Origin of the sequence: Armatimonas sp. (assembly GCF_031410135.1) — a bacterium.
Classification (GTDB): domain Bacteria; phylum Armatimonadota; class Armatimonadia; order Armatimonadales; family Armatimonadaceae; genus Armatimonas.
This window is the reverse complement of sequence record NZ_JANNYP010000068.1, coordinates 1-6,300: the sequence shown is the minus strand read 5'-3', so window position 1 is coordinate 6,300 and position 6,300 is coordinate 1. Positions and strand designations below refer to the sequence as shown.

Below are 6,300 nucleotides of genomic sequence, written 5' to 3'. Positions count from 1 at the left end.
TGGGCCTGCTGTTGCGGCAAGCAGGCTAAAGCCCGCTGAGGCTCACCAGATTCAGAGGCCCATTTATGGGTCTTGCCGTAGCAGCGGGCCGCTTTAGCCGCCCGTCCTAAAACGGCCCGACGACCCCATATGTGGTGGGATACAATCAGCGTATGGAAACCGACCCACAGGAGCAGGTGCTGGCGCGGCTTGCGGCGCACCCGTACGGCGATCAGGACGAAAACGGGGTGGACTTATCCCTCCTCCGCGAGAACCTGAAGCTAACGCCGCGTGAGCGATTGGCGAAACTCCAGCATATCTTGATGACAATCCCAAGAAGGGTGGGGGATGAGGGCCTACTGCTCGATGCTGGCTTGGAGGGTTGGGACGAGCTGCTTCTTGCGCGAGACCACATGGCCCAGCTCGAACTCCGTGGCGTTCAGGCGTGCGAAGGGGAGAATATCTACCATGGTGCGCTCACCGACGACTAGGAGGCGGCTTACACCTTCGATCACGTCGGTGACCATCAGGCAGACCAGCGCGTGGCCCTCGCGGACGCGGCGGATGGTCATGGCATCCAGAAGCTCTTCCTGGCGCTCGGGCAGCTCACGCAGGCTACTGACTTCGACTTGGCCGATACTGATAAGCTGTTGGGCCATCACGTAGGTCTTGCGATCGGAGTCCACGATATCCTCCGCCGTACGCGATGACAGCCCTGGTGCGGCGCGAAGAAGCTCCTCACCGTAGAGTGAGACATCCACTTGCGCCACGCCGCCCAGCCACTGTGCCATGGCCTCATCACGCGGGGTGCTGGTCGGGGAGCGAAAAACCAGCGTGTCGGAGAGAATCCCCGAGAGAAGCATTCCGGCCAGCGCACGGGGTGGCGTGATCCGACGGTTCCGGCACTGCTCCGCAACCAGGGTGGAGGTGCTGCCCACCGGGTCAACCACAAAGGGAATCGGGGCAGGAGTCGGTGGGTTCCCGAGGCGATGGTGGTCCAGAACACCCACGATCTCCGCTTCATCGGCACCCGGAACGGCTTGGCCGAGCTCGTTGTGATCCACCAGAATCAGCCGGGCACGGGGCGGATGAAGGAGCTGTTGCTGCGCCGCGAGGCCCACATAGCGCCCGAGATCGTCTTGCACAATAAAGCGGCTGGCCTCTGCACGCAGGAGAGTTCCCTTGTGATCCGACAGGCGATCCCGCTGGCGCACCAGAGGCACGACCTCAGCCAGTGAGCCACAGGTGCGATTTTCGAGGTTCCCGGCGGCGAGAGCCCGAGCCAGTGCCAGAGGTGAGACGAGGCCGCAGGGACGCCCCCCTGGCTGGGTGATCGGAACGGCGCTCTCTCCGGCGGCAAGCTGGGCAAGAGCCTCCGTGAGCGGGGCGGAAGCCGCAACGGCCGGGGTGCGCTGAAGAATATGTCCAAAGGTCGGGGAGGCTTCAGGTAGAAGGAGGGGAGATTCTTGTCCAAAACGGCTCAGGGCATAGCGTGCCTGCTCCGAAGGCTGCCCTGCGCGGGCCGCTCGAAACGAGCGCTCTGAGTTGGTCTGCGTGAGAAACCAGGCGTAGCCAAGAGCCGAGGCGATGGCATCCGTATCGGGGCGCTGGTGGCCAATGACGTAGGTGATCTCCGGAGACCAGTCCATGCGTTCTGAGTGAGCGGGCATGCTTGTATGCTACCCGGTCTGCGTTTCCGATGCGTTTCGATTTTCGGCATCCATCGCGGCCTTTAGCGAGGCGATCGAGACCTCAATCTGGCTATCATCGGGCTCACGTGTCGTGAGATACTGAGTCCATAGGCCCGGTTTGGAGAGAAAGGCGACAGCTGCGTTGCTGCGAAACTTGCCTCCAAGGCGCAGAATCTCAAACATCACGCCTGCCATGAGAGGAAGACTGCCAACTTGAATCACGATGCGCTGCCAGAGGACATTGTTGTTGATATTGAAGTAGGACATCGCCAAGACAGAGAGTGCGATGAGGCCAAACAGAAACGACGTGCCACAGCGGGGGTGTAGGCGACTGGCCGCCCGAACATTCTCAACTGTCAGCTCTTGACCTGCCTCTAAAGCGTTGATCGCCTTGTGCTCGGCTCCATGGTACTGGAAAACGCGAAAGACATGCTTCATTCGTGCGATCAGAAGCAAGTAGCCGGTGATAAAGACCACGCGGATCGTGAAGTCCATCAGGATAATCTGCCAGGCAGGCCAGCCCGCGTTCTTGGCAAACTGAATGGGGATCTGTGGGAGAGTCTTGAAAAAAATCGCCAGTGCCAGGCTCAGAACGACTGTGCTCCCGAGCACGACATCCATGACTTTACCTGAGGGCTTGTCCGTCTCGGCGATCTCTTCTTCGGCGATCTTGGCAGCCCACAACAAGGAGCGGGCTCCCAGGCGCATGGCCCCGACAATTCCAAACACCCCACGGAGGAAGGCGAGCTTTTGCCACGCGGGACGATTCTGATTGGGGACGGCCTCGCAGGTGATCGCAATCTCGCCGTTGGCACGGCGAGCGGCGACGGCGAAATGATGGGGGCCGCGCATCATCACGCCCTCGATGACCGCCTGGCCCCCATACAAATCTGACATAAACTACTTCTTCTTCATGCCGTATTTTTGCATGAACTTCTCGACACGGCCTTCGGTGTCTAGAATCTTCTGTTTTCCGGTGAAGAACGGGTGGGTGTCGGAGGTAATTTCCGCGACGTAGAGAGGGTACTCTTTTCCGTCAGACCAGGTGGTGGTTCGCTCGGTCTTGAGGGTGGAGCCTGCAAGAAACGAGAACTCGCTGGAAGCATCTTTAAAAACAACAAGGCGGTAGTCCGGGTGGATTCCTTCGCGCATGATAGTCGTGTCCTTTCAAAGCAAAACCCGACGATATCCGACCGCCAGGCGCAAGGATTACTGTATCACTTTTTTCACACCCTCGCAAATTTGAGAAAGTGGGTGCTGAGCGATAAATTTACCCGTATACTAGCGTCTAATTCTACAAAACACTAACAAAAGAGGGGTTTGCTATGAGATTTCGATGGTCTGTTGTGGGTGGTCTGTTTGTGTTAGGAGTGCTGGCAAGTGCCGCCGTTGCACAAGATGTACCCACTCAAGGATTTAAAGTTTGGCTTGGCCCCAGCTTGGGGAGCCGTGAGAGCCAGGTTCTGCACCAGACTTTCTCCTCGATTGGGGTGGCAAAAGATATCAGTCGTCATCAGGACGAGTCCTACCAGCTCTATGTGGATGCTTTCCGTCTGGTGTCGCGTCCCGCAGAGGTTCTCCCGCGGACGACTACCAATGAAGTGCTAGGTGCGGGAATCGCACGGCTCTACAAGTCAAAAGATCAGGCGGGCACGGGGACGTTCTATGGTTTTGGGGTGGGCTACTACCGGACACACAAAACCGATACCTTTCCCGGAATCGCCACGGTGGACACGCAGTCCATCGGAGGGAAGCTGCTTTTTGGGATGAATATAGACGGTCCCTACTTCCTCCAGACCCAGTTTAGCTTCGCAAGCGGAGCCAGCGATCTGCAACTCGGAATTGGCCGTCGGTTTTAGGCTAGCTGGCCTCTAAACGCTCCTTGGCGCGGCGCACCCAGATGGACTCCACGGGCTGTGCCGCTGCCCGTTGCCAGGCAAACAGCGCTGCGGCACTCTCGCCCTGCTTTGCGTAGCCGTCTCCAAGAAGTGTCCAGTCTTCGGGGAGGTTCACGGGATGGGGTTCCAGGCGCAGTACCTGCTTCCAGGCTGCGATCCCACTGACCCAGTCCTCTTTCAGATACGCAAGCTCAGCCTCCATCGCCAGTGTTGTGCGCTGGTGCTGGCGTGGAGCACTCTCGGAGAACTGCTCTCGAAGCAATCGCGCCTCTGTTTCTGCCTCCTCCGGTTTCCCACAGCGCCACAGAAGCGGAGCCCGCAGACACTTGGTTTGATTGAGGCCAGCCGGGGCTTTCATCTGCCGCAGAGCACTCTCTAAAATGCGGAGTGCCTCGGGGTAGTCGCCTCGCTCTTGGGCCAGCATGGCAGAGACGTAGAAATTGTCATCGTGCTTTCGGCTGGCATGACGTGCGTTTGTCAGGTGCGCTTCCGTTGCCGCTAAGTCGCCACGCTCCAGCGCGATACGTGCCCGCAATGCCTCCACCTTGGCTTGCGTCCGTGGGAAGCGCTGCTCTAGCTCCCCCATCAGCTCTTGTGCATCGGTGCATCGGCCCAGCAGGAGCAAGCTCTCCCCGAGGGCAAGAGTCAGCTCAACCGCCGTACTCCAGTCGGCACCGATTCGGGCAAAGTTTGCCGCGGACTGAAGCTGCTCCAATGCCTCGGCGTAGTTTCCCTCAAGACCGGCACAGAGAGCACGCAGGCGCAGACACTCGGTTTTCTGGATCGCGGTGCTCTGGGGATGAACCAGGGTCTTGCTGATCCACTGCCGGGCGTCATCGTAGCGTCCTCGGTTGTAGGCCGCAAAGGCAGTGAAATACTGAAGCCGGGCGATTTGGGGCCATGACTTGCCTCCAACTGCCATCGCCTCTATTGCCGTTTTATAGACCGTCTCAAAATCGCCCTCCTGCTGGTACTTGAGGACACCTATAAGCAGGCGTGTTGGCTCGTCCAGCGCTTCGGCGACCGTGACGGCTTTCTCTCGCTCTGTAGCCGCTTTGCGATTGTGCCCACGAAAGTCAAAGATCTTGCTACGGAGCAAGTGCAGCTCCACTTCCTGTGTGGGGGTGGCCAAGCCGAGTGCTGCCTCCAGGCGCTTCTCACTCTCGCCAAGCTGCTCGCACTGAAGCTTGAGAGTCACGGAGAGAATCAGAGCGTTTTGGAGAGTGTCATCCAGCTCGGCGTAGGGAAGGGCAAGAAAGGGCTCTAGTAAGGCGATTGCCTCCTCAAGTTTTCCGGCGTGGCTGAGCCGCTGTGCGGCGGAGTAGGCAGTTTTCAGGGTGTCGCTTTCCATTGTTTCAGAACGGCTTCGTGGTAGGTGTAAAAGGCAGGGGCAAGTGGCTGCTGCAGGAGCCTCTCTTGCAGAGCAAGGGCAGCTTCCCGATTCCCTATCAGCCAGTGTACCTGGGCATAGGCCTCTAGTTGCTCGGGAACATCGCCAGGCTCAGGAGGTATCTCGGTGGTTCCAAGTAGTGCGAGTGCCCAAGCACGTCGCGCGGTGCGAAGAGGGGAGGCGGCTAACAGCGTCTCTAGCAGGGCAAGCGCGGCTACTCCCTCGCCCGCTTCAAGCTCAATCGCCGCTTGAAGAAGTGTGGTCTGTGTCCCAGGAGTCGCTTGGATCGCTAACGGGCGAGCTGCGGCAAAATCTCGGCGCAGGCGTGCGAGTGTGATCCGCAGACCAAGATCATCAGCAGGCAGAAAAGCCTCTGCTTCGTCGAGCTGGTTGTTGAGCAGGAGTGCCGTCGCCAGGTAGCGGCGTGCGAGTGGCTGATCCGAGAGCTTTTGGAGTTGCCTTGCGTGGCGCAGCAGCTCTGGCCAGTCGTGGAGGGACTCGGCGACGTGGAAACCCACACGGTGCGCCTGCCACTGCAGAGGGGGAGGCAAGTCGGTGTGGGCCAGCGCCTGCTCGACATAGTGCCGGGCGTCTCTGGGGTACTGGGCATGTTGTGCCGTAAAGGCCGTGAAGCAGAGCAGGGTGGGCACTGCGATGCGCTCGGGGTAGCTGGTAAGAAGCTCCTCTTGTAGGGCGAGCGCCTCGGGGTACTTTCTCTCACGAACGAGGCGCTCTTGACGGGCAAAAAGGCGGTAGGCAGTGTCTGGGATCTGCTCAATGAGCGTATCGGCTTGTGCGCGAACCGCGAGTGCCTCGGTCTCTTCCCCAAGGTTTTCCAGGCAACGTGCAAGGTGGCGCAGGACATCATGCTGCCCAGACTGCCCTAGCTCTGCCTGGGACAAAAGTAGCTCACGACAGGTTTGCTCGCCCAAGCGCCACTGTTCTAGGGAGACATACAGACCACAGAGGCGATAGCGCGCCTCAGAGATAAAGGCACCTTCTGTTGGCAGGGCCGTTTTCAGAGAGCGTTCCAGGAGGCTGGCGGCGGCACGAAGTGCACCTTGTGTCTGGAGAGCATCCGCCTCCATTAACACAAGCTGTCGGTTACGACGCATGCGGCCCGCCAGAGCCAGCCCAATCCCGCCACCCAGCATTCCCAGCGCGACGGGGAGAAGCAACTCAAACACTTTGACAGTGTACCCCAGGGCGATTGCATATCAATTCGTCAGTATCCTCTCCAAAAACGTATCATCCCAGCCCGCTCGCAAACGACGATTCTTAACACCCACCTTACTGGTGCGCTCCTGGCTCAGAAGATTTACACAAAAATGACGAAGAATCG

Annotated in this window: 6 protein-coding genes; 1 reads left to right on the top strand and 5 read right to left on the bottom strand. The window is 59.2% G+C overall.

What is annotated here, in order from left to right; genetic code table 11:
* Window positions 1-335 precede the first annotated feature (335 nt).
* Genes RMO15_RS02440 through RMO15_RS02430 form a run of 3 tightly spaced genes read right to left on the bottom strand, consistent with a single transcriptional unit; the run spans window position 336 to window position 2,822 of the window.
* Window positions 336-1,649: a DHHA2 domain-containing protein gene (locus RMO15_RS02440; RefSeq protein ID WP_309707476.1), complete on the bottom strand. Its 1,314-nt coding sequence runs from the start codon at window positions 1,647-1,649 to the stop codon at window positions 336-338.
* 9 nt (window positions 1,650-1,658) lie between these two features.
* Window positions 1,659-2,567, bottom strand: a complete 909-nt coding sequence (locus RMO15_RS02435) for a DUF1385 domain-containing protein (protein ID WP_309707474.1) — start codon at window positions 2,565-2,567, stop codon at window positions 1,659-1,661.
* A gap of 3 nt (window positions 2,568-2,570) precedes the next feature.
* A complete protein-coding gene (locus RMO15_RS02430) occupies window positions 2,571-2,822 on the bottom strand; it encodes a type B 50S ribosomal protein L31 (protein WP_309707473.1) in 252 nt (83 codons plus the stop codon).
* A gap of 173 nt (window positions 2,823-2,995) precedes the next feature.
* Between RMO15_RS02430 and RMO15_RS02425 the strand changes: the two genes are divergently transcribed.
* Window positions 2,996-3,529: a hypothetical protein gene (locus tag RMO15_RS02425; RefSeq protein WP_309707472.1), complete on the top strand. Its 534-nt coding sequence runs from the start codon at window positions 2,996-2,998 to the stop codon at window positions 3,527-3,529.
* Window position 3,530: 1 nt separating this feature from the next.
* Here the strand turns inward: RMO15_RS02425 and RMO15_RS02420 are convergent, their stop codons facing one another.
* Together RMO15_RS02420 and RMO15_RS02415 are read right to left on the bottom strand one after the other, a co-directional pair.
* On the bottom strand, window positions 3,531-4,919 hold the full coding sequence (locus tag RMO15_RS02420) for a tetratricopeptide repeat protein (protein WP_309707471.1): 1,389 nt from the start codon (window positions 4,917-4,919) through the stop codon (window positions 3,531-3,533).
* Window positions 4,901-6,145: a hypothetical protein gene (locus tag RMO15_RS02415; protein ID WP_309707469.1), complete on the bottom strand. Its 1,245-nt coding sequence runs from the start codon at window positions 6,143-6,145 to the stop codon at window positions 4,901-4,903. The genes RMO15_RS02420 and RMO15_RS02415 overlap by 19 nt, the downstream gene beginning before the upstream one ends.
* Window positions 6,146-6,300: the final 155 nt, after the last annotated feature.